The sequence below is a fragment of the Mycobacterium sp. 4D054 genome (assembly GCF_052245755.1).
Classification (GTDB): Bacteria; Actinomycetota; Actinomycetes; order Mycobacteriales; family Mycobacteriaceae; genus Mycobacterium.
On sequence record NZ_JBQQCF010000014.1, the window covers coordinates 40,535 to 61,832 of the forward strand.

Consider the following 21,298-nt stretch of genomic DNA (forward strand, 5'->3'; position numbering starts at 1 on the left):
CGGACGGTCAGAAGCGGGCCGGGACGTGACCCAGCTCCCGCAGCCACCCCTTGCGCGCCGCCGGATACCACGCGAGCGACCCGGGCAGATACCGCCAGCCCGTGCGGATGGCCGACCGGATCGCGCGGTAGCGCCGTTCGTCGCCGCGCGTCCAGCGGATGCCGAAGCGGTCCCGCACCAGGGCGGGCAGGCCGCCGAAGATCACCAGCCGCATCGGCGGGGCCAGCGCCATCCGCACCGGCAGGGTGGGCAGCAGCGCGTCGGCCAGCGGACGCAGCCGGGGATGGCTCGGATAATCGGGGGAGGCACTCATGTCCGGGATCGCCCGCCTGCCGATGAACTCGATCAGATAATCCGACGCCGGGTTGGGCTGCAGCACCTCACGGCAGTAGCGGTCCACCTCGCCTTCGAACGCGGCGCGATCGGCGGGTACGACGCTCGCGGTCATCCCGTAGCGGCGGTACCACTCGCGGCCCTCGGCGTAGAGCTGCTCGCTCTCCTGTGTGGTCAGCCCGTGCGAGTCCCAGTGCATCGCCAGCCGATCCACCATCCGCTGAAAGGTTGCGTGCGCCCACCAGAACGTCTCCGGGTGCAGCGCGTGATAGCGCTGCCCGTCCGCCAGGGTGCCCTTGATGTCGTGGTGAAAGTCGCGGACTCGCAGTCCCGTCGCCTCGGCCAGGTCCCCGTCATACACCGTGCCGAGAATGCCTGGCAGTGAACGGAAGACGCGGTCGACGGGGTCGTCGAAGAAGTCGGAGTGGTCGATCAGCCCCTGCCCGATCGCCGGGTGCATCGTCTGCAGCAACCCCGCGGTGCCGCCTTCGAACGCGATGCGCATGTCCCCGGCCCAGCGCCACAGCAGCGACGACGGACCGAGGGCGTCCTCAGCCGGGGAGTCGGCCGACGTCATGCTGCTGCTCCCCGAAGTACTTGTCCAGCTGGCGATTCCGTGACCGGTCGCCCCACCGCTCCAGGTAGGCCCGGCCCCGGCAGGTGCGGGACAGCAGTTGATAGCGGACGGTGTTCTTGGCGATCGCCGGCAGCACGGCCCAGGGCAGTGCCCGCGGTAGTTCCAGGTCGGCCATGCCCTCGGCGCGCAGGAAGAACCGCAGCATGCTCAGCAGCCTGGCCCGGTGGTAGGCGCCGCGCAGCGCGGCGGCGTTGGGGTAGTGCAGCTCGCGCTGTGCGTCGACGATCGCATTGGCCAGTGCCGGCCCGGCGGCGCTGACGGTGGACTGGGTGACCAGCAGGTGGTAGTTCAGCCGGTGCTGCTGAGCTTCGTTGTCGCATAACCAGTCCTCGTCGACTCCCATCAGCCAGCCGACGTACTTCCATAGATGCATGATGGCGCGGGACTCGGCGGGGCTGACGCGCACACCCAGCATCCGCACCCCGAGCAGTAAGGCACCGTTGAACAGGCCCAGGGTCGCGGCCTGGTCGGTCTGGTTGATCGGCAGCCCCCAACGCTCGATGTCCCAGCGGCCGTTGCGCTCGAACTGATGGTTGACCAGTGCGTGCATCAACCGAACGTGCACGGTGAGTTTGAAGCCTTCGCCGTCGCGGCGCATCGCATCGGGCTCGGAGACGGCGACGGCCCACTTCTGGGTCTCGGCCAGCCGTCGCACGGTCGTGCGGCCGGTCAGCCCGCCGGTTTCGACGAGCAGGTCGGTCGGACCGCCGAACCGGTACCCGCCGATCAGCGACAGCTGCAGCATCACGTCTGCGGCGTTGGTGCCGAGGCGCCGGTACGCGGCGGCACCCCGGTTGACGAGGTCGAAATCGACCCAGGCCGGGGTGTTCTCGACGACGGCGAAGAAGTCGCGCAGCGGTGCGGGGCAATTCGGCACGGCGTCGACACCGTGCTCGAGGGCCAGCTTGAACTGGCCCATGCTCACCCGGTCGGGGCCCTCGGATTTCATCGCCGCCACCAGCGCCGCCCCGACCTCGTCGCGGTGCATGAGGCGCCTGCCGATTTTGGTGGTCAGCGTCGAGTCGAGCCGGACGGTACGGGTGAGTGCGCGCAGCGGCCGACCCATCCTGCGGTTGCGCCGTTCCCCCTCCATGAACCGGCGGGGGTATACGGCGGCGGTTTCCTGTGTCACCATGGCGCCATGCTGACACGAGCGATCATTCGCGTTCAATTCGCGTACGCATGAGCGCTGATCCGTCGTCCCGGCTCCGTCGGGCGCCCCGCCAGGAACGGTCCCGCGCCATGGTGGACCGCATCCTGGACGCCGGTGAGCAGATGCTGATCACGCATGGATTTGACGGCGCCTCGACCAACCGCATCGCCGCCGCGGCGGGCATCAGCCCGGGGTCGCTCTATCAGTACTTTCCGAACAAAGACGCGATCGCCGCCGCGGTCATCGACCGGTTCAGCGACCAGTTGTCCGCCCGGGTGGCGGCGCGGGTGTCCGAGCGGCTGGACCAGCCCGCGCCCGACTACGTCCGCGAGTCGATCGCCGCACTGGTCGACGCTCTCGACGTGCACCCCGAGTTCCTGCGGGCGGTGATGGAACAGACGCCGCGATTGGGTGCGGCCAGCAAGCTGGTGGCGTTCGAACAGCGCATCGGAGAGCTGACGGTGGCCTATCTGACGATCAACAAGCGGCAGGTCCGGGCCGACGCGACACTCGACACCGCGGCCTGGATGCTGGTTCGGATGGTCGAACACCTCTGTGTGCGCTACATCCTCGACCAGCCGCCGATCGAGCGGGAGAAGTTCATCGACGAGATCACGCTGATGGCACTGAACTATCTGCGACCCTGGCCGGCCCCGCCGCCGGACCGTTTCCCGTCGCGGTGACCAGCGCCTCAGAACGCGAATTGAATGCGAGCCGCCGCTCGTGTCAGAAATTCGTCCGCCGCAGGCGGGGATTTTGCTGATTCCTTGCCTATCGGAGAAGCTAATGGGCATACTCATGCCGACAGGGCGGGAATGCGACGGGTTCGGCGGGTGCCGCAGGCGTCAATTAACGCTCTCAACTGCAGAAAACACGCCGACCACCGAGGTTGGCACGAGCAAAATCGAAGGCATTAAGTAAATGGTCGTTCAGCGCGGATGAGCGCCGACGCAAAGGGTGACGGAGCCACCGTCATCACCGACTGGGCCGGCGGCTACGTCAAGCGTCACCCGCTGGCGTCGTTGGCGACGGTCGGCAACCAGTTCATCCTCGGTGTTCGCACCCTCCAGTATTTCCTGATCGACCTGTTCACCGGGCGCTTTCAGTGGCAGGAGTTCATCCGGCAGGGCGCGTTCATGGCGGGGACGGCGGTGTTGCCGACCGTTTTGGTGGCGCTGCCCATCGGGGTGACGCTGTCGATCCAGTTCGCGCTGTTGGCCGGCCAGGTGGGCGCCACCTCGCTCGCCGGCGCCGCGAGCGGGCTGGCGGTGATCCGGCAGGCCGCGTCGCTGACCGCGGCGATCCTGATGGCCGCGGCGGTCGGCTCGGCCATCACCGCCGACCTCGGATCGCGCACGATGCGCGAGGAGATCGACGCGATGGAGGTCATGGGTGTCTCGGTGATCCGCCGCCTGGTGGTCCCGCGCTTCGCGGCGGCGATCATGATCGGCGTGGCGCTCACCGGAGTCGTGTGCTTCGTGGGCTTTCTCGCCAGCTACCTGTTCAACGTGTACTTCCAGAACGGTGCTCCGGGCAGCTTCGTCGCCACCTTCGCCTCGTTCACGACGACCGGCGACATGATCGTGGCGCTGGTGAAGGCGGTGATCTTCGGCGCCATCGTCGCCGTGGTGTCGTGTCAGAAGGGGCTGGCCACGGTGGGCGGCCCCACCGGCGTCGCGAATTCGGTGAACGCCGCCGTGGTCGAGTCGATCCTCATCCTCATGGTCGTCAACGTCGCGATCAGCCAGCTCTACATCATGCTGTTCCCGAGGGTTGGGCTCTGACGTGGCGTCGACCTTCGTACCGCCGCTGCTGGCCCCGTTCGTCCGCCTCTGCGGGAAGGTCACGCCGCCGATCGGGCGGCTCGGCCACATGCTGGTGTTCTTCGTGCGGGCGATCGTGGCGATCCCGTTGGCGCTGCGGCACTATCGCGCCGAGTTCGTCCGCCTGCTGTCGGACATCGCCTGGGGCAACGGCTCTCTGGTGGTGGGCGGCGGAACCGCGGGGGTGGCGATCGTTCTCGGTGTGACCGTGGGTGCGCTCGTGGGCATCGAGGGATACAACTTCCTGGACCTGCTGGGGCTGGGCCCGGCGACAGGGATCATCTCCTCACTGGTGAACACCCGCGAGTTGGCCCCGATCGCGTTGTCGTTGGCGTTCGCCACCCAGGCCGGCTGCCGGTTCACCGCGCAGCTGGGGTCCATGCGCATCGCCGAGGAGATCGACGCGCTGGATTCTCTTGCCATCCGGCCGATCCCGTATCTGGTGACCACCCGGCTGATGGCCTCGGTGATCGCGGTCATCCCGCTCTACGTCGTCTGCCTGGCGGTCAGCTATCTGACGACGCAGGTGGTGGTGCGGGTGATCAGCGGCGGGGCGACGGGCTCGTACCTGCACTACTTCACGCTCATGCTGTCGGGTCAGGACATCCTCTACTCGCTGCTCAAGGCCATCGTCTTCGTGTGGATCGCCACGACGATCCAGTGCTACTACGGCTTCTACGCCAGCGGAGGCCCCGAGGGCGTCGGCGTTGCCGCCGGACACGCCATGCGGGCCAGTATCACCGTGGTGATCATCGTCAACATGCTGCTCACCATGGCGCTGTGGAACGTCGACGCCGGAGCGAGGTTCGGAGGGTAGGTGGCGAATTCCTTTGACCTGGACGGGCGCGGACCCACCGATCGCCAGTTGTTCGGTGGGGGGATCGCGGTTGTCCTTGTGGCAGCGCTGATCACGTCGACCCTGCTGGTCAAGGCGACGGGCCGCCTCGACCCGTTCGTCCGCGTGGTGGCGAATCTCGTCAACGTCGGCGACGGGCTGCCGCAACGCTCCGACGTCAAGTACCACGGCGTGTTGGTGGGCGCCGTCGACAGTGTCACGCCGGCCGCGCACGGCAACCCGAACTTCGTTCACATCAACCTGAACCCGGAGTACGCCGCGTCGATACCGGCCACCGTCACCGCAAGGGTGGTGCCCAGCAACGTGTTCGCGGTCTCATCGGTGCAGCTGGTGGACCGTTCGCCGGAGGGGGTGAGCCCGGGCGCGGCAATCACCGCCGGTGCGCACATCCCGGAGGACACCGAACTGCCCACCGTGCTGTTCCAGACCACGATCAGCAAATTGCGCGACATCCTGGCGGCCACCGGGCGCGGCCGCGAGGACAAGACGGTGGGCATCCTGGCCGCGGTGAACGCGGCGACCGAGGACCGCCGCAGCGAGCTGCTCGCCGGCGGTGCACAGCTGAGCCGGCTCGTCGACGAGATCGACGGGATCGTCGCGACCGATCCCGGGCCGACCACGGTGTCGGCTCTGGTCGACGCCACCAGGGGACTGCGGGCGACCGCGCCGGAGTTGTTGGACGCGTTGCACATCGCGGTCGGACCGATGCGGACCCTGGTGGAGCAGAGGGCTCAGCTCGACGCGCTGGTCAGCAGCGGTCTGCACACCATGGGGACCACCCACACCGCGCTGAACAACCACACCGACCGGCTGGTCAAGATCACGTCGGAGCTGACGCCGGTCATCGGGAATCTGGCCGACACGTCGCATCACTGGCTGCCGGCGTTCCTCAAGATCAACGGGCTGTCCGACAAGTTCTTCAACGAGGTGTGGCGACCCGAGCGCGATATCGGCAACATGCGCATGAATATCTCGCTGACCCCGACCTACACCTACACCCGCGCCGACTGCCCGCGATACGGGGAATTGAAGGGGCCGAGCTGTTACACCGCACCGCTGGTGGTCACACGGCCGGAGTTGCCGGATGTGCTGTTGCCGCAGAACTATCAGCCGCCCGCGGATCTGGCGCCCCCGCCGGGCACCGTGGTCGGCGAGAACGGGAACCTGGTGGCTGTGGGACCGCCGCTGATCAACCCGAATCCGAACCTGGCCGACCCCAATCCGCCACTGCCGCCGTGGATGTCGCCTGCGCCTCCGGTTCCCGGAACGGCGAACGACGCGCTGATCCCGATACCGCCGCCTCCGGTGAATCAGTCTCCGCTGGCGCCGGTGGCGCCCAAACCCGCTGACTCGGCCCGACGTCCGCCGCCGCCTCCCATCGGACCGGCTCCGGCTGCTCCCGCGCCGGCCCCGCCGCTGCCCGCCGAAGCCGCCCCGGCGTCTGCTGTATTGCCGGCTCAGCCGGGGTCGTTCGGCGGGAACGTCGGCCCCGTCGGCAGCCCGTATGAGCGCACGACGCTCAGCGTCATCACCGGCCGGCCGGTCACTCCGGCGACCCAGTTGCTGCTCGGGCCGGTCGCCCGCGGGACCACGGTCTCGCCGGCACCGCCGGCCCCGGGAGAGGAGCCCCGATGAGATCCCGTGGCGCACTGGTCGGGCTGTCGCTGTTCATGGCGGTGGCCGTGACGTTGACCTGGCTGGTCTATGTCACGCTGCGCCGCGACGTCGCCGGATCCACGGTGCCGTATGCGGCGATCTTCACCGACGTGTTCGGGCTGCGCGAAGGCGACGACGTGCGAATGGCCGGCGTGCGGGTGGGCCGGGTGGAAAGCATTGAGCTGCAAGGCAAACAGGCCAAGGTTTCCTTCGTGGTGCAGGCCGACCAGCAGGTGCTGGGCAGCACGGTGGCGTCGGTGACCTACCAGAATATCGTCGGGCAGCGGTACCTCGGGCTGTCGCTGGGTAACCTGGGCGAGCCGGAACCGCTTCCGGCCGGCAGCGTCATCCCGGTCGAACAGACCGATCCGTCCTTCGATGTGGGCACGCTGCTCAATGGATACGAGCCGCTGTTCAGCGTGCTCGACCCGAAGCACGCCGACGACCTCACCAAGGGCGTCATCCAGTCGCTGCAGGGCGACGAGGGCTCGATCACCGCGCTGATCGACCAGACGGCACAGCTGACCGACGCGTTCGCCGGCCGGGACGAGGAACTCGGCGGCGTGATCACCGACCTCAACGTGGTGGTGGCCAATCTCGCCAGGCACAACGACGATCTCGACCACATCGTCGGCCAGGCCCGGTCGGTGGTGTCGACCTTCGACGCACGGCGCCCCGAACTGATCGATTCGATGGGCTCGATCGCCAAAGTGATGCGCCAACTTTCGACGATCTCCGACGAGGTGTACACGCCGCTGAACGAACTCGTGCAGCGCCAGCCCGGGTTCGCCAAGCACATGGTCGGGATCGAACCGCAGTTGGCGTTCGTCGGCGCCAATCTTCCGCTGCTGCTCAAGGGATTCGCGCGCATCACCGGCGAAGGCACCTACGCCAACGCCTACGCGTGCAACCTGGACGGCACCGCATTCTTCCCGGGACTCAACGACGTCACCCCGATCGTCGTCGCCGCCGCCACGCCCGGCAACAAAGCCCGTTACACCCCGAAGTGCAGGAACATGGCCAATGGCTGATCAAACCCCGAAGACGCGGCGCCGGCGGCGCCCGCTGGAGAGCTACAGCGCCATCTGGCTGGGTGTCGTCGCCGTCGCGGTGGTCGTGGTGCTCGTCGCGACGCTGCTGCTGTTCAGAGTCGCCGATTTCGGCTACCGCCACTACACCGCGCGCTTCCTGCAGGCCGCAGCGCTGCAACCGGGCCAGCCGATCACCGTCGCCGGCATCCCGGTAGGGGAAGTGACGAGCATGGAGCTCGCCGGGGATCACGTCGAGGCGGGTCTGAAAATCCGCGACGACGTCGTCCTGGGCGAGGATTCACGGGCCTCGATCAAGGTCACTACGATCCTGGGGTCGCGCTACCTCGCGATCTATCCCGACGGTCCGGGATCGTTGCCGGACAACACCTTCGACTTAACGCACACCGAGGTGCCCTACGACCTGCAAGAGGCGCTGTCCGACGTCGCCACCACCTACGAGCAGGTGGACTCCGACCAGTTCGCCAAGACGTTGGCGATCCTGGGCAAGCAGTTGGAAACCCTGCCCCCGGTGGTCCCGCAGGCGCTGGAGAACACGCACACACTGTCGACGATCATCGCGCAGCGCCGTGACCAGCTGGGTGAGCTGCTGAAGACGACCGAGATGGTCAGCACCACGCTGCGCCGCCAGCAGGCGACCATCGGAAATCTGGTGGATCAGGGCAATTCGCTGCTCGGGGAGTTCGTCGCACGACGCGCCACGTTCCAGGCGATGATGGACGCACTTACGAACCTGGTGCAGAACTTGAGTGGGACGGTGATCGACGACCGTCCCGAGTTGGAGGAGCTGCTCACCAACGTGCGCGAACTGTCCACCCTGCTCGGAAAGAACGACGCCATGGTGCGCAGCATCCTGCAGACCGCGCCGATCGCGCTGCGCAACCTGACCAACATCACCGGCACCGGTAACGCGATCGACTTCAACGCCTCTAACGGCCTGCTGATCGACTCCTGGATGTGTGCGATCAGCGGTCGAGCCAAGCAGTTCGGCCTGATCGAGTACTTCCAGGACTGCAAATGAGCCGCGCACGCGAGGAGCGAGGGTGAGAAGCGCCAGATCCAGGATCATCGCGATCGCCGCCATCGGTGTGGCGGTGGCGGTGGTGGTTACCGCCATGGCCGTGCGATTCACCACGGACCGGCTCGACACCATCACCGTGACCGCTCAATTCGACAGCGCGGCAGGCCTGTACGAGGGCAACACGGTGGCAGTGCTCGGGATGCCGGTAGGCAAGGTCACCAAGATCACCCCGAAGGGTGGATACGTCGAAGTCGATTTCACCGTCGACAAGGACGTCAAGATTCCCGCCGATGTGCAAGCCGCCACTATCTCGAACTCGATCCTGACCGATCGGCAGATCGAGTTGACGCCGCCGTATCAGGACGGCCCCACATTGCAGAACCGCGACACCATCGGCTTGAACCGGACCCGGACACCGGTCGAATTCGCCCGTGTGCTCGACGTTCTCGACAAGCTCGCGGTCTCGCTGCGCGGGGACGGGAAGGGCAACGGGCCGATCGCCGACGTGGTCGACGGGAGCGCCGCTGTCGTCGACGGCAACGGCCAGCAGATGAAGGACGCACTCGGCGAACTGTCGAATGCGCTGCGGCTCAGCTCCGATCGGGGCACCGTGACCAAGGACCAGCTGACCACCATCGTCCGCAATGTGAGCTCGCTGTCGGATGCCGCCGCGCGCAATGACGCGATGATGCGGGAGTTCGGCTCGTCGGTGCGCGCACTGAGCCAGATCCTGGCTGACGAGGATCTCGGCAGCGGCACCACCGGTAAGAAGATCAACGAAGTGCTCGACCAGGCCGGCGAGGTGCTGGAAACCCACCGGGATTCCATCAAGGATCTGGTGGCCAATGGCGATGTCGTGCTGAACACCGCCGTCGATCACGAGCGCGATCTCATGGAGTTGCTCGACGTCGCGCCCATGACGCTCGACAACCTCTACAACGTGGCCGACCAGAAGAACGGTGCCCTGAGGGTGAAGGTGGTCACCGACAAGGTCTTGTTCGACAACCAGTTGATCAAGGAGGTCTGCAACATGATGGGCCTGCGGCAACTAGGGTGCAGCACGGGAACTCTGCAGGACTTCGGACCGGATTTCGGGTTGAGCTACATGCTGGATGGGCTCGCGGCGATGGGGCAGAAGTGATGGCGACGATCAGGAGTCGCCGCAGGGTTGCCGCGGCCCTGGCGATGGCCACCTGTCTTACCGTTTCCGGTTGTGCCACTGAGGGTTTGGCCAGCTTGCCGCTCCCGGCACCCAACGTGGGATCCGGCGGATATCGGCTGAATGCGGTGTTCACCAACGCCCTGAATCTGCCGGCCAACGCGAAGGTGAAACTCGCCGGTGCGGACGTCGGTCAGATGGAGTCGATCGCGGCGCGCAATTACACCGCGGTGACCACCCTGCGGATCATGGACGGGGTGGCGCTGCCGCAGGGCAGCACCGCCGAACTGCGATCGGCGACCCCACTCGGAGATGTGTTCATCGCCATCAAACCGCCCAGCCGCGTCGAACCGGGTGTCCCGCTGCTCAAGGACGGCGACACCATCGGATTGGACTCGACGACGGCCGCCGCGACCGTCGAATCGGTGCTGGGCTCCGCGGCGATCCTGGTCAACGGCGGTGCGGTGCGCAACTTCACCAACATCATCAACGGTCTGGGTAAGGCGACCGGTGACCAGGGCCAGGCGTTCGGCAACCTGATCGACAAGACCAACCGGACGCTCGGCAAGCTCAACGCCCGATCGGAAGAGATCTCGACCGCGATGACCGAGACCTCACGGCTGGCCTCGGAGATCGCGGCCAAGAACCAGGTGATCAGCGACGTGATGGCGCAGGCGCGTCCGGCCACCGACACGCTGGCGGCCCACACCACGCAGATCGCCGATCTGCTGACCCAGGTCGGCGACGTCTCCGACCAGTTGCGCAAGTTCCCGTCGATCGCAGGAACCGACACCACGGGACGCAGCGTGATCGCGGACGCCAACACCATCGCCGGCGCCTGGAACGACGTCGCGGTGGCGCCGGATGCCACCCTGTATGCGCTCAACCGCTTGATGCCGCCGTTCATCAAGTCGATGACGAGCAACGCGATCGCGCTGGATGCCAGCTTCGACCGGTTGGTCCTGGGATCGATCCCCGACATCGGGTTCGCGGGTGACTCCGGATTGCACGGACCCAAGCGGCACGACTGGCATCAGCTGGTCGGCACGCTGAAGTACACACTGTGGCGGCTGCAGGAGCGGGTCGTGGGCAAGGGGCCCGGCGTCCCGCAGATCCCGGTGATCCCCAGCCCGACCGAACCCGGCGAGATCATCGCCGTCCCCCCGGCGGCGACACCGGCTCAAGCACCGGCACAAGCACCGGCACCGGCACAAGCACCGGCCCTTCTGCCGGCAGAGGCTCCACGATGATCGCCGGTGCCGCGGACCGGATCGTCGGTGTCGTCCGGTACGGCTATCGGCGTCGCACCTGGCTGTCGGCGCTCGCACTGGTCGTGACGCTCGTCGTCGCGGTCGCGTACCTGTTGTTCGGTGCCTTACGGGTGAATCCGTTCGCGTCGAGCTACCGGCTCACCGTCGAGTTGCCGGAGTCGGCGGGGCTGCTGCCCAACCAGGACGTGACTCTACGGGGTGTGCAGATCGGCCGGGTCGAACGGCTCGACATCACCCCGGCCGGCGTAAATGCCATCGTGAATGTCGAGTCGACGGTGCAGATTCCGGAATCCTCGGCGGTGCGGGTGTCGGGGCTGTCCCCGGCCGGTGAGCAGTACATCGATTTCGTCCCCGAGGCGCAGACGGGTCCGTTCCTGGCCGACGGCGCCGTGGTCGGGTCGGGCAGGGCCACCGTCCCGGTCAGCCTGGCCGAACTGCTGGCCAACGCCGACGGAGCGCTGGCTCAGGCAGACGTCGGCAAGCTCGAACTGATCAGGAGAGAACTGAGCCTCAGTGAAGCCGGGCCGCAGAAGCTCGCCGACATCGTCGACGGCGGCACCTTCCTGCTGTCCACCCTCGATTCGGTCCTGCCCGAGACCAGCTCCCTGCTGCGCACCAGCCGGGTGGTTTTCACCATGGTCGCCGACAAGAACCCCGGAATCGACGTCGCCTCCGACAATCTCGCCGAGACCTTCGAGGGCATCAACAGCATGCGCGAGGGCTACCGCCGGTTGACCGATCAGACTCCCGCCGCGTTGGCGGCCGTCGACAACCTGTTCCTCGACAACTCCGACACCATGGTCCAGTTGCTGGGCAATCTCACCACCACGTCTCGGCTGTTGTATCTGCGGGTACCGGCGCTGAACGCGTTGTTCCCGACGCACCGCACGTCGGTTCTCGACGCCCTCGGCACCGCGATGCACGACGGCGGGCTGTGGGGGAACGCTGAGATCTATCCGCGTTACACCTGCGACTACGGCACCCCGAAGCTGCCTCCGTCGTCGGCGGACTTCCCGGAACCGTTCATGTACACCTACTGCCGGGACGACCATCCCGGGGTGCTGGTCCGCGGTGCCAAGAACGCGCCACGGCCCGCCGGTGACGACACCGCCGGACCACCCCCGGGCGCCGATCTCGGCCGGCAGACCGATCCAACCCCGAAGGGGCGCTACACGATTCCGACGCCCTACGGTGGCCCGACGCTTCCCATCGAGCCGCCCCGCTGAACCGAGACCGTCCGCTAGGAGATGATGATGTCCGTGAGCACCGACGAAGACCACGACACCGGCAAGAAGCCGGACGCCGTAGACGCCGCAGAGCAGTCCGAACCTCCTGCCGCCGAGTCCGGGGCCAAAGACGAGCCCGACACGACCGGCACCAGGGACGGTCGGCGAAGCCGAGTGGTGCGGGCAGCCGTGGCCGCGGCGTTCGTCGTGCTGCTGGCGGCGGTCGGCTTCCTGGGCTGGCAGTTGTGGCAGGAGCGGCAGATCGCACAAGCCGGCGAACAGGCACGGCAAGCAGCCGCGGAGTACGCGCAGGTCTTGACGAGTATCGACTCGTCGAAGGTCGACGAGAACTTCGACGCAGTGCTCGACGGAGCGACCGGCGAGTTCAAGGACATGTATTCGCAGTCGAGTACAGAGCTGCGGCAATTGCTGATCGACAACAAGGCGGCCGCCCACGGCGTAGTGCTGGAATCTGCGGTCCAGTCGGCGTCGAAGGACAAGGCCGTCGTGCTGCTGTTCGTCGACCAGTCGGTCACCAACACCAACGTGCCGGATCCGCGCATCGACCGCAGCCGCATCAAGATGACCATGGACTACATCGACGGCCGTTGGCGCGCAAGTAAAGTCGAGCTTCCCTGAGGATCCATGAGGAGACGTGCCACATGCGCCTGCTGAGTCCGGTACTGGCCGCGGCGGCCACGGTCGCCACGATGACGATCGGCGCCCCCGCTGCCGCCGCATCGGCGCCGTCGTTCTGCGGCGAGATGGGCGGGCAGTGGGACGGTCAGTACTGTCGAACCACAGTGCCGTCCGAGCGCAAGGCGGTCCGCGACATCAAGATCGCGATTCCCGGCGATCTCGTCGACCATTCCGCGGCTGGGCCGGTCATCCGGGACTATCTGAGCACGCTGATGAACAACTGGAGAACCGCGGGCGTGAAGATGGTCGCGGACAGTTTCGGCGAGGGGAACTACCAGATCTTCCGCCGCGGTGACGTGGTGAGCGTGGTGTTCCGCGAGACCTATCACGCCGACGGACCCGACTTCAACAACGCCTACCGCACCTTCACCTTCGACATGGCCGACGGCCGCAGGCTGCAACTGGCCGATCTCGTCAAGCCGGGGCTGGATCCGCTGACGGCCATCCCGCCGCTGGCGCAGCCGTTCGTCGAGCAGGCACTGGATGTGGCGCCCCCGGCTCACCAGCCGCGCACGTACCCGTTCGTGATCGATCGCTGGACCCCGGACAAGGTGTACTCCGGTGCGTACAAGGCGTGGGCGCTGACGCCCGAGGAGCTGATCATCTACATGCCGGACTATCCGGTGGGGCGTGACCGTCCGACGAATTTCACCCCCGGGATCATGCAGTGGTCGATGGACGGCGGCACGGTCCAGGCGCACATCCCGCTGGCGGCGCTGGCGCCGATCCTGCGTCCCGAATTCGGCGGAGCGTAGCGGTGTTCCGACGGGCGGCGGGGATGGCGGCAGTATTGGCCGGGCTGTTGGCTGTTGCGCCGGTCGGTCACGCCGAGCCTGCAACGCCGACACTGCCCGTCTTCACCCCCTACCCGTCGGATTGGCAGCCCGACTACACGCCGTTCCCGTACAACCTCTGGCAGATCCGCGTCACCCCTGAGCAGATCACCGCCCAGCGCGAATCCTGTCAGTGGATCAATGCCCAGTACGGCCCGCTGATGGACCAGGTGTACGGATTCCAGCGCTTCCTCGCCGAACAGGGCGACGACTGGTCGCGGGCCGGAGTCACCCAGGCCGGTGACATCGTCGCCGCCAACCTCGACCAGTCCGCCGCGTTTCTGGACCCACGCGCCCATACCCTGTTCATCGTCAACTATCCGGACCAGAGCGAGTATTCGCCGTTGTTCCACGGTGATTCGATCTACCGGCTGTGGTATCAGTTCACCCAGATCAGCGACAAGATCAAACAGCGGATGCCATCGGGGCAGATCAACGCCAACATCGCGACGGCCAACGTCTACGGCACCGTGATCCGCGACTCCGGCGTCTGCACCGGCGCATAGCCCACCCCCGCAAGCACCCCACCCCCCGCAAGCACCACACCCCCGCGAGCGTGCGTGTCTGCGGCGGACACACCGCGCAAATGACCGACATCGCGCACGCTCGCACCGACATCGCGCACGCTCGCGCCCGGCCCGCGGCGCCCACCATTGACATGTTGACACATACGGCTAGTCTTTGTGTCAACGACAAGGTTCGGGAGGCGCAATGGTCGCGGTCGTCGAGCAGTCCTCACCCAGCTCCGCCGAGAACATCCGGCCGAAAGTCCTTCACGAGTTCCGCAAGCACTCCGGCAGCGTGCTGAGCGGACTCTTCGGCGCTGCCGCATTCGACGAGATCGCGCTGGTGCCGGTGGCGGCCGCGGTCGACAAGACCGGGCGGTTCGCCTCGAACTTCGCTGATCGCGGTGTGCGCAGCGGGTTTTCGGCACTGCTGGCGATCTGGGGCGACGCGGCGGACCGCGCGGCGGAGGGCGAGCGGCTCAAGCGGATGCACCGGGAGGTGCGCGGTCGCGGGGCCGGGGACTTCGCTGACGTGCGCTACAGCGCGCTGGATCGCAAGCTGTGGAACTGGATCGCGGTCAGCGGACTGTTCGTGGTGCTCAACTCGTTCACCCCGTGCACCGGGATCACGTTGACCGAGGACGAGCGGGAAGCGGCGTATCAGCAACTGCTGGAGGGCTTCCGGTCGCTGGAGCTGCCGGGAAAGAACGCGAAGCTGCCCGCGACCTACACCGAGGCCGAGCAGTACTACGAGTCGATGGTCGACGGAGAGCTCGCGTCGAATCCGTTCCTGCGCCAGGTCACCGAAAACCTCACCAGGCTTCCGCTGCCGACGCTGATGCTGCCGCCGGCGTTGCGGTTGGCGCTGACCCCCGGCTGGCTGGCGCTGCGGCCGCTGGCCGGCAGGGTGGTGACCGTGTGCTCGTTTGGCATCCTGCACCCCGGTATCCGCGACATGACCGGCTTCCGGTGGGATACGCGCCACGACCGCGAGTTCGCGCTCTACACCCGGCTGCTGCAGTTGGCGTGGCGCACCCTGCCCGACAGAGTGCTACTAATCCCGTTGGCCCGCAACAGGATCGAATACGAGAAGCTGGTACGGCTGCACCGTTCAGTCGCCCTTGATTCGTTCGCGCCGCCACCTGGCCGCTGCCCGGCGGGCTGACCTGCCGATGCGGCGCGCGCGCACCAGGAACACCCCCGGCGAACAAGAAGCCGCGATCCTCAAGGCCGCGGCCGAAGAGGTCGCGCTCGTCGGCGTCAGCCGCCTCAACATGGACGTGATCGCCCGCCAGGCCGGCGTCAGCCGCAGCACGCTGTACCGGAGGTTCCCCAGCCGCGACGCACTGATCACCGAATTGGGGCGGCAGACTTTCGACTTCGCGATGGCGCGACTGCAGACCGTGGCCATCGACTCCGGACCCCAGCAGGCCGCGGTCGCCTGTTTCCGCGAAGGGGTACGGCTGCTCACCGGTGAACCGGTGATGCGCAGGTTCCTTCAGCTCGACGGCGAGTTCACCGCCACCACCGAGATGGTCGAGGAGGCAAGGCTGTTCCTGGTCAGTGCGGCCACCGCGATGGCCAAGGCGCTGCGGGCGGCCGGGGCCACCATGCCCGACGATAGGCTGCTCGCCGTCGCCGACATCCACATCCGGCTCGCCGCCTCACTGGTCCAGGTCAGCACCCCCGTCCTCGACGTCACAGATGACGAGGCCGTCGCCGGCTACGCCCGCACCCACCTCGCGCCGCTCGTGCACTGAATTCTGTGAAGTCGTTGTGGGCGATTGTGCGAATCCGCTCAGCGGCGCGCATCAGCGTGGCACGCTTCTGCCCATGGCCGACCTGTCCGCACCGCAATTCCTCGACGAACGCCTCGCACACTGGGCGACCACCAAACCCGACGACGAAGCCATGGATTACCTCGACCGGTCCTGGACCTGGTCGCAGTGGAACGAACGGGTTCGCCGCCTCGCCGGTGCGCTGAAGGAGCGGGGCGTCACGCGGGGCGACGTGGTGGCCTTCCTCGACAAGAACCACCCGGCGTGCGTCGAGCTCACCTTCGCCGCGGCATCGCTGGGCGCGGCCAACGCGATCATCAACTTCCGGCTGGCCGCCGACGAACTCGACTATGTGCTCAACGATTCCGGCGCGAAGCTGCTCATCGTGGGTCAGGAGTTCAAGGACGCGGTCGACGGCATCCGCGACAAGCTCACCAACATCGACCATGTCATCTCCGTCAAGCCCGAAGGAGACGACGAGTACGAGGACCTGCTGGCAGCCGCCACCCCCGCCGAACGTTCGTCGGAGGTTCAGCCTGACGACGTGTGCATCATCATGTACTCGTCGGGGACCACGGGCCGCCCGAAAGGTGTCGAGCTCACCCAGTCCAACATCATCGCCCATACCCTCAATGCCCACGAGGGCTTCGAGTTCGACGAGGGTGACAAGAACATGGTGGCGATGCCGCTGTTCCACGTCGGCGGATCGTCGTACGTGCAGTTCGGAATTCACGACGGCTTCCCGAGCGTGATGACCCGCGACGTTGACGGCATGACCCTGGCCGGGGCGATTCTCAAGGGCGCCAACCGTACATTCCTGGTGCCGGCGGTGCTGGCCAAGGTGCTCGAGGCCGGTGAGGACGCGGTGAAACTGTTCTCGTCGCTCAAGACCTTCGCCTACGGAGCGTCGCCGATGCCGCTGCCGCTGCTGCGTCAGACGTTACAGGCTTGGCCGGACACCGATTTCATGCAGGCCTACGGGCTGACCGAACTGTGCGGCGTGATCAGCCACCTGCTGCCCGAAGCGCACCGCGACCCGGGGAAAGAGGAGCGGCTGTCCAGTGCGGGCACGCTGGTGCCCAACGCCGAGGTGCGTGTCGTCGATCCGGACACCCTGGAAGACGTCCCGACCGGCACGCAAGGCGAACTATGGTTCCGCTCACCGCAATTGATGAAGGGCTATCACAACAAGCCGGAGGCGACCGCCGAGGCCGTCACCGACGACGGCTGGTTCCGCACCGGCGACATCGGCCGCGTCGACGAGGGCGGCTACATCTTCGTCGAGGACCGGCTCAAGGACATGATCATCTCCGGCGGCGAGAACATCTACTCCATCGAGGTGGAGCGGGTGCTGGCCGAACACGAGGCCGTCGTCGAGGTCGCGGTGATCGGCGTCCCCGACGAGAAGTGGGGTGAGGTCGTCAAGGCCGTCGTCGTCCTGGAGGGCGAGGCGTCCGAAGGCGAGCTGATCGCCTTCGCCCGCGAGCGGCTGGCCGCCTACAAGTGTCCGAAGTCGGTCGACATCGCCGACGAGCTGCCGCGCAACCCCACCGGCAAGATCCTGAAAAAGGAGCTGCGCAAGCCCCACTGGGAGGGCCGCGACCGCACCACGGTATAGGCCCGGACCCCGGCTTGCGGTTGCGCTGAGTCGGCGGCCCCGCGCCGCCCGTCCCCTCCGGCCGCACCCGGAGATGCCGGTCACCATTTGTTTCCGGGACATGACCGGCCTGAAACTGTTGGGTAACGTGGCCGGTGCAGCGCCCAATTCCGGGTGCTGGCGGACGAGGGAGCAGTACCCGCAGCGACAAGACTGACTCGTTGAGGAGGTCTTGTGGCTTGGCTGGTTCTGGTGGTCAGCGGCTTCTTCGAGGCCGTCTGGGCGACCGCGCTCGGCATGTCGAACAACTTCCGGCGGTGGCGGCCCGTCCTGGTCGTCGCGATCACCATGCCCACGAGCCTGGCGGGCCTGGCGTACGCGATGCGGACATTGCCGACGGGGACGGCCTACGCCGTGTGGGTCGGGATCGGCGCGTCGCTGACGGTGCTCTGGGCGATCACGACGAAGAGGGAGGCGGCCTCCACGGCGCGCCTGCTGTTGCTGTTGCTGCTCGTCGGCAGTGTCGTCGGACTGAAGGTGGTGAGCTGACATGCCGTGGACGATCCTGATCGTCAGCGCGGTGATGGAAGCGGTGTGGGCGACCGCGCTCGGCGAGTCCGACGGTTTCACCCGGCCGGGCCCGACCGTGGTGTTCCTGGTGGCGATGGTGCTGAGCATCTGGGGCCTCGGCTGGGCGGTCAAGCACATCCCGATCGGCTCGGCCTATGCGGTGTGGACCGGCCTGGGTGCGGCCCTGACCGTCGGTTATGCGATGGCCACCGGTGCCGAGGACGTCTCCGCCGCCAAGTTGATCTTCGTGAGCGGCATCATCGTCGCCGTCGTCGGCCTCAAGATGCTGCCGTCGGGCGCCGACAGGCCCGACGCCGAACCCCTGCCGCTGGTGCTGGAGCAGGCCGGCCGCTGAGGCACGATGAAGCGGTGGTGGAACTCGCCGACGTCCTTGAGCGGCTGCACATCGTGGCGCTGCCGATGCGGGTCCGCTTCCGCGGCATCACCACCCGCGAACTCGCCCTGATCGAGGGCCCCACCGGCTGGGGCGAGTTCGGTGCGTTCGTCGAATACCGGCCGCCGGAGGCCGCGCACTGGCTGGCCGCCGGCATCGAGGCCGCCTATCGCCCGCTGCCCGCGCCGCGCCGTGCCCGCATCCCGATCAACGCGACGGTGCCGGCCGTCCCGGCGGCGCAGGTCACCGACGTGCTCGCGCGCTTCCCCGGCGCGCGCACCGCGAAGGTGAAGGTCGCCGAACCCGGCCAGACGCTGGCCGACGACGTGGCCCGGGTCGACGCCGTGCGCGCCGTGGTGCCGACGGTGCGGGTGGACGCCAACGGTGGCTGGACCGTCGAGGAAGCGGTCGCGGCGGCGCGGGCGTTGACGGCCGACGGTCCGCTCGAGTACCTGGAACAACCGTGCCGCACCGTGTCCGAGCTGGCCGAGGTACGCCGCCGGGTCGACGTCCCCGTCGCCGCCGACGAGAGCATCCGTAAGGCCGACGACCCACTGCACGTCGTCCGCAGCGGCGCCGCCGACGTCGCCGTGCTCAAGGTCGCCCCGCTGGGCGGTGTCCACGCGATGCTGCAGATCGCCGCGCAGATCGACATCCCCGTCGTGGTCTCCAGCGCGCTGGACTCCGCGGTCGGCATCGGGGTCGGGCTGGTCGCCGCGGCCGCGCTGCCCGCACTCGGGCACGCCTGCGGGCTCGGCACCGGCGGACTGTTCGTCGAGGACGTCGCCGCGTCCGTCATCCCGGCCGACGGCTACCTGCCCGCCGCGACCGTCACCCCCGACCCCGACCGGGTCGCGGCGCTGGCCGCCCCGCCGGACCGCAGGCAGTGGTGGATCGACCGGGTCCGGGAGTGCTTTCCGCTGCTGTCCTGATCTGTGGGGTGCATGACCTGGACGCCATCCCGTCCCTGGCCGACACTGGGGGCATGGCGCGCACCGTGCTGATCGTCGGATTCCCCGGCGTGCAGGCGCTCGACCTCGTCGGCCCCTTCGACGTGTTCACCAGTGCCTCGGTGTACGTCAGCGGGCAGGGCCTCGGTGACGGATACGCGGTCCGGGTCGTGTCCGTCGACGGTGTCGCGGTCAGCACCGGCACCGGATTGACCCTGGTCGCCGAGCCGCTGCCCGACCCCGGCGACCCGGTCGACACCGTCGTGCTGCCGGGCGGCTGGGGTGTCGAGACGGCGCGCCGGGACCCGGCGCTGATCGACTGGGTCGCGGCTGTCACACCGAACGCCCGCCGGGTGGTCAGCGTATGCAACGGCGCCGTGCTGGCCGCACAGGCAGGACTGCTCGACGGTTGCGTGGCCACCACGCACTGGGCGTCGGCCTCCCACATGGCCGCCGAGTTCCCGGCGGTCACCGTCGATCCCGATCCGATCTTCGTGCGCAGTTCGGAGAAGGTGTGGACCGCCGCGGGCGTCACCTCCGGTATCGACCTCGCGCTGGCGCTGGTCGAGGAGGATCACGGCACCGAGGCCGCACAGACCATCGCCCGCTACCTGGTGATGTACCTGCGCAGGCCCGGCGGCCAGACCCAGTTCGCCGCGCCGGTGTGGATGCCCCGCGCCCGGCGCACCCCGATTCGCGACGTGCAGGAGGCGATCGAGTCCGAACCCGGTGGTGCGCACAGCATCTCGGAGCTCGCCCGGCGCGCCGCGATGAGCCCGCGCCACTTCACCCGGGTGTTCACCGACGAGGTCGGGGAGGCGCCCGGCGCGTATGTGGAACGGGTCCGCACCGAAGCGGCGCGCCGCCAACTGGAGGAGACCGACGACACCGTCACGGTGATCGCCGCGCGCTGCGGCTTCGGGTCGGCGGAGACGTTGCGCCGCAGCTTCGTTCGCCGTTTGGGCGTATCACCTGACCGGTACCGCAGAACATTCGCCTGAGAGATCGAGGAGGGACCATGCAGGTCGCCATCATGCTGTATCCCGGGTATACCGCCCTGGACTTCATCGGACCCTACGAGAGCCTCCGCTGGCTGCCCGACGTCGAGGTCCGATTCGTCTGGCACGAGCCGGGTCCGATCGCCGCCGATTCGCACGTGCTGCTCATCGGCGCCACCCACAGCTTCGACGAGACGCCGTCGCCGGACATCATCCTGATCCCCGGCGGCTTCGCCACCATGGAGCACGCCCGCGACCAGAAGGTGCTCGACTGGGTGCGGCGGGCGCACCGCACGTCGACGTGGACGACGTCGGTGTGCTCGGGGTCGGTGATCCTGGCCGCCGCGGGGGTGCTCGACGGCAAGCGCGCCACGTCGCACTGGGCGGCGCTGCCGGTGCTCAAGACGCTCGGCGCGCAGCCGGTCGGCGACCAGCGGATCGTGGTCGCCGACGAGAAGACCGTCACCGCGGCGGGAGTGTCGGCGGGCATCGACCTGGGCCTGTGGCTGGCCGGGCGCATCGCCGGCGAGGCCAGAGCCAAGGCCATCCAGCTGTCGATGGAGTACGACCCGCAGCCGCCGTTCGACTCCGGGCACATGTCGAAGGCCTCGGCGTCGACCAAGGCGCTGGCCACCGCGCTGATGGGCAAGGAGATGGTCAAACCGGCGGCGCTGGCCACCTCCACCGCGCTGCTGTGGGACGCCGCGCTCAAGCGGATTCGGCGTGGAAAGCCGGTCGCGAAAGTGCGCTGAGAGCGTGATGACGGCCCGACCGGCACTGTCGAGCGCA

At 67.7% G+C, this 21,298-nt stretch carries 22 protein-coding genes and 1 riboswitch; of the genes, 20 read left to right on the forward strand and 2 right to left on the reverse strand.

All coding sequences use genetic code 11. From position 1 onward, the window contains the following. Positions 1-7: 7 nt before the first annotated feature. Together ACTWP6_RS12575 and ACTWP6_RS12580 are read right to left on the reverse strand one after the other, a co-directional pair. Positions 8-910 carry an oxygenase MpaB family protein gene (locus ACTWP6_RS12575; protein WP_443187856.1) on the reverse strand — a complete coding sequence of 301 codons (903 nt, stop codon included), beginning with the start codon at positions 908-910 and terminating at the stop codon, positions 8-10. Beyond that, the gene (locus tag ACTWP6_RS12580) at positions 885-2,105 is read right to left on the reverse strand and encodes an oxygenase MpaB family protein (protein WP_260756935.1); all 1,221 of its coding nucleotides are present in this window, start codon (positions 2,103-2,105) and stop codon (positions 885-887) included. Before ACTWP6_RS12580 ends, ACTWP6_RS12575 begins: the two co-directional genes overlap by 26 nt. Before the next feature lie 47 nt (positions 2,106-2,152). Between ACTWP6_RS12580 and ACTWP6_RS12585 the strand changes: the two genes are divergently transcribed. From ACTWP6_RS12585 to ACTWP6_RS12680, 20 genes are all read left to right on the forward strand, one after another. Then, positions 2,153-2,806 (forward strand): TetR/AcrR family transcriptional regulator, encoded by a 654-nt coding sequence (locus ACTWP6_RS12585; protein ID WP_260756936.1) that lies wholly within the window; start codon positions 2,153-2,155, stop codon positions 2,804-2,806. Positions 2,807-3,061: 255 nt separating this feature from the next. Beyond that, a complete protein-coding gene (locus tag ACTWP6_RS12590; RefSeq protein WP_260756937.1) occupies positions 3,062-3,907 on the forward strand; it encodes an MlaE family ABC transporter permease in 846 nt (281 codons plus the stop codon). An 88-nt stretch (positions 3,908-3,995) separates the two neighbouring features. Continuing rightward, positions 3,996-4,763, forward strand: a complete 768-nt coding sequence (locus ACTWP6_RS12595; RefSeq protein ID WP_396885385.1) for an ABC transporter permease — start codon at positions 3,996-3,998, stop codon at positions 4,761-4,763. Continuing rightward, positions 4,764-6,437: an MlaD family protein gene (locus tag ACTWP6_RS12600; protein WP_260756939.1), complete on the forward strand. Its 1,674-nt coding sequence runs from the start codon at positions 4,764-4,766 to the stop codon at positions 6,435-6,437. It abuts the gene before it with no gap. Beyond that, positions 6,434-7,489: an MCE family protein gene (locus ACTWP6_RS12605; RefSeq protein ID WP_260756940.1), complete on the forward strand. Its 1,056-nt coding sequence runs from the start codon at positions 6,434-6,436 to the stop codon at positions 7,487-7,489. Before ACTWP6_RS12600 ends, ACTWP6_RS12605 begins: the two co-directional genes overlap by 4 nt. After that, positions 7,482-8,528, forward strand: a complete 1,047-nt coding sequence (locus ACTWP6_RS12610; RefSeq protein ID WP_260756941.1) for an MCE family protein — start codon at positions 7,482-7,484, stop codon at positions 8,526-8,528. The genes ACTWP6_RS12605 and ACTWP6_RS12610 overlap by 8 nt, the downstream gene beginning before the upstream one ends. A gap of 22 nt (positions 8,529-8,550) precedes the next feature. Beyond that, entirely contained in the window at positions 8,551-9,669 is a 1,119-nt protein-coding gene (locus tag ACTWP6_RS12615; RefSeq protein WP_260756942.1) for an MCE family protein, read from the forward strand. Next, the gene (locus tag ACTWP6_RS12620; RefSeq protein ID WP_396885057.1) at positions 9,669-10,937 is read left to right on the forward strand and encodes an MCE family protein; all 1,269 of its coding nucleotides are present in this window, start codon (positions 9,669-9,671) and stop codon (positions 10,935-10,937) included. Before ACTWP6_RS12615 ends, ACTWP6_RS12620 begins: the two co-directional genes overlap by 1 nt. Continuing rightward, the gene (locus tag ACTWP6_RS12625; RefSeq protein ID WP_260756943.1) at positions 10,934-12,184 is read left to right on the forward strand and encodes an MlaD family protein; all 1,251 of its coding nucleotides are present in this window, start codon (positions 10,934-10,936) and stop codon (positions 12,182-12,184) included. Before ACTWP6_RS12620 ends, ACTWP6_RS12625 begins: the two co-directional genes overlap by 4 nt. Positions 12,185-12,211: 27 nt before the next feature. Beyond that, the gene (locus ACTWP6_RS12630) at positions 12,212-12,823 is read left to right on the forward strand and encodes a tetratricopeptide repeat protein (RefSeq protein ID WP_260756944.1); all 612 of its coding nucleotides are present in this window, start codon (positions 12,212-12,214) and stop codon (positions 12,821-12,823) included. A gap of 71 nt (positions 12,824-12,894) precedes the next feature. Next, positions 12,895-13,638 carry a mannan-binding protein gene (locus ACTWP6_RS12635; RefSeq protein WP_443187905.1) on the forward strand — a complete coding sequence of 248 codons (744 nt, stop codon included), beginning with the start codon at positions 12,895-12,897 and terminating at the stop codon, positions 13,636-13,638. A gap of 23 nt (positions 13,639-13,661) precedes the next feature. Continuing rightward, the gene (locus tag ACTWP6_RS12640; RefSeq protein ID WP_260757928.1) at positions 13,662-14,222 is read left to right on the forward strand and encodes a hypothetical protein; all 561 of its coding nucleotides are present in this window, start codon (positions 13,662-13,664) and stop codon (positions 14,220-14,222) included. Between the two features lie 205 nt (positions 14,223-14,427). Further along, entirely contained in the window at positions 14,428-15,387 is a 960-nt protein-coding gene (locus ACTWP6_RS12645; protein ID WP_443187857.1) for an oxygenase MpaB family protein, read from the forward strand. 7 nt (positions 15,388-15,394) lie between these two features. After that, positions 15,395-15,982: a TetR/AcrR family transcriptional regulator gene (locus tag ACTWP6_RS12650; RefSeq protein WP_443187858.1), complete on the forward strand. Its 588-nt coding sequence runs from the start codon at positions 15,395-15,397 to the stop codon at positions 15,980-15,982. Between the two features lie 73 nt (positions 15,983-16,055). Then, the gene (locus tag ACTWP6_RS12655) at positions 16,056-17,618 is read left to right on the forward strand and encodes a long-chain-fatty-acid--CoA ligase (RefSeq protein ID WP_443187859.1); all 1,563 of its coding nucleotides are present in this window, start codon (positions 16,056-16,058) and stop codon (positions 17,616-17,618) included. Positions 17,619-17,752: 134 nt separating this feature from the next. Further along, positions 17,753-17,820: riboswitch (guanidine-III (ykkC-III) riboswitch) on the forward strand. A gap of 11 nt (positions 17,821-17,831) precedes the next feature. Further along, on the forward strand, positions 17,832-18,146 hold the full coding sequence (locus ACTWP6_RS12660) for a DMT family transporter (protein ID WP_443187860.1): 315 nt from the start codon (positions 17,832-17,834) through the stop codon (positions 18,144-18,146). Position 18,147: 1 nt separating this feature from the next. Next, on the forward strand, positions 18,148-18,522 hold the full coding sequence (locus ACTWP6_RS12665) for a DMT family transporter (protein WP_443187861.1): 375 nt from the start codon (positions 18,148-18,150) through the stop codon (positions 18,520-18,522). Positions 18,523-18,536: 14 nt separating this feature from the next. Next, positions 18,537-19,493, forward strand: a complete 957-nt coding sequence (locus ACTWP6_RS12670) for an o-succinylbenzoate synthase (protein ID WP_443187862.1) — start codon at positions 18,537-18,539, stop codon at positions 19,491-19,493. 53 nt (positions 19,494-19,546) lie between these two features. Further along, on the forward strand, positions 19,547-20,512 hold the full coding sequence (locus tag ACTWP6_RS12675; protein WP_443187906.1) for a GlxA family transcriptional regulator: 966 nt from the start codon (positions 19,547-19,549) through the stop codon (positions 20,510-20,512). A gap of 17 nt (positions 20,513-20,529) precedes the next feature. Continuing rightward, a complete protein-coding gene (locus tag ACTWP6_RS12680; RefSeq protein ID WP_443187863.1) occupies positions 20,530-21,261 on the forward strand; it encodes a DJ-1/PfpI family protein in 732 nt (243 codons plus the stop codon). Positions 21,262-21,298: the final 37 nt, after the last annotated feature.

What these genes read in the sequence shown, in the direction of transcription:
- ACTWP6_RS12645 (WP_443187857.1), top strand. Translation starts at nt 14,428, where the DNA reads ATGGTCGCGGTCGTCGAGCAGTCCTCACCCAGCTCCGCCGAGAACATC.
- ACTWP6_RS12640 (WP_260757928.1), top strand. Translation starts at nt 13,662, where the DNA reads ATGGCGGCAGTATTGGCCGGGCTGTTGGCTGTTGCGCCGGTCGGTCAC.
- ACTWP6_RS12595 (WP_396885385.1), top strand. Translation starts at nt 3,996, where the DNA reads ATGCTGGTGTTCTTCGTGCGGGCGATCGTGGCGATCCCGTTGGCGCTG.
- ACTWP6_RS12605 (WP_260756940.1), top strand. Translation starts at nt 6,434, where the DNA reads ATGAGATCCCGTGGCGCACTGGTCGGGCTGTCGCTGTTCATGGCGGTG.
- ACTWP6_RS12580 (WP_260756935.1), bottom strand. Translation starts at nt 2,105, where the DNA reads ATGGTGACACAGGAAACCGCCGCCGTATACCCCCGCCGGTTCATGGAG.
- ACTWP6_RS12585 (WP_260756936.1), top strand. Translation starts at nt 2,153, where the DNA reads ATGAGCGCTGATCCGTCGTCCCGGCTCCGTCGGGCGCCCCGCCAGGAA.
- ACTWP6_RS12620 (WP_396885057.1), top strand. Translation starts at nt 9,669, where the DNA reads ATGGCGACGATCAGGAGTCGCCGCAGGGTTGCCGCGGCCCTGGCGATG.
- ACTWP6_RS12630 (WP_260756944.1), top strand. Translation starts at nt 12,212, where the DNA reads ATGTCCGTGAGCACCGACGAAGACCACGACACCGGCAAGAAGCCGGAC.
- ACTWP6_RS12680 (WP_443187863.1), top strand. Translation starts at nt 20,530, where the DNA reads ATGCAGGTCGCCATCATGCTGTATCCCGGGTATACCGCCCTGGACTTC.
- ACTWP6_RS12665 (WP_443187861.1), top strand. Translation starts at nt 18,148, where the DNA reads ATGCCGTGGACGATCCTGATCGTCAGCGCGGTGATGGAAGCGGTGTGG.
- ACTWP6_RS12635 (WP_443187905.1), top strand. Translation starts at nt 12,895, where the DNA reads ATGACGATCGGCGCCCCCGCTGCCGCCGCATCGGCGCCGTCGTTCTGC.
- ACTWP6_RS12650 (WP_443187858.1), top strand. Translation starts at nt 15,395, where the DNA reads ATGCGGCGCGCGCGCACCAGGAACACCCCCGGCGAACAAGAAGCCGCG.
- ACTWP6_RS12575 (WP_443187856.1), bottom strand. Translation starts at nt 910, where the DNA reads ATGACGTCGGCCGACTCCCCGGCTGAGGACGCCCTCGGTCCGTCGTCG.
- ACTWP6_RS12675 (WP_443187906.1), top strand. Translation starts at nt 19,547, where the DNA reads ATGGCGCGCACCGTGCTGATCGTCGGATTCCCCGGCGTGCAGGCGCTC.
- ACTWP6_RS12590 (WP_260756937.1), top strand. Translation starts at nt 3,062, where the DNA reads ATGAGCGCCGACGCAAAGGGTGACGGAGCCACCGTCATCACCGACTGG.
- ACTWP6_RS12625 (WP_260756943.1), top strand. Translation starts at nt 10,934, where the DNA reads ATGATCGCCGGTGCCGCGGACCGGATCGTCGGTGTCGTCCGGTACGGC.
- ACTWP6_RS12655 (WP_443187859.1), top strand. Translation starts at nt 16,056, where the DNA reads ATGGCCGACCTGTCCGCACCGCAATTCCTCGACGAACGCCTCGCACAC.
- ACTWP6_RS12610 (WP_260756941.1), top strand. Translation starts at nt 7,482, where the DNA reads ATGGCTGATCAAACCCCGAAGACGCGGCGCCGGCGGCGCCCGCTGGAG.